The 309-nt window shown below is 64.7% G+C and carries 1 pseudogene; it reads left to right on the forward strand.

Annotation, left to right across the window (positions count from 1 at the left end):
• A pseudogene (locus HMPREF2865_RS07370) lies at window positions 1-309 on the forward strand (hypothetical protein); the annotation flags it as partial.

A 309-nucleotide genomic window follows, 5' to 3' on the forward strand; every position in this document is an offset into this window, starting at 1 on the left:
CATCCCTCGGTCAAGTAAACGCCTACCTTGCCGAAAACCAAAGCCGCTACGACACCTGGAAAGAAGGCGGCATAGGCAGGAGTATCCTGCACGGGGCGGCAGGCGGACTGACGACGGGCAACCTCGGCGGCATACTGGCCGGCGGCGGCACTTCCCTTGCCGCACCGTATTTGGACGAAGCAGCGGAAAACCTCGGTCCGGCGGGCAAAGCGGCGGTCAACGCACTGGGCGGGGCGGCAATCGGCTATGCGGCGGGCGGGAGTGTCGGTACGGCGGCAGTAGGGGCGAATGTCGATTGGAACAATAGGC

This window comes from Neisseria sp. HMSC073G10, assembly GCF_001812605.1.
Classification (GTDB): Bacteria; Pseudomonadota; Gammaproteobacteria; order Burkholderiales; family Neisseriaceae; genus Neisseria; species Neisseria subflava_A.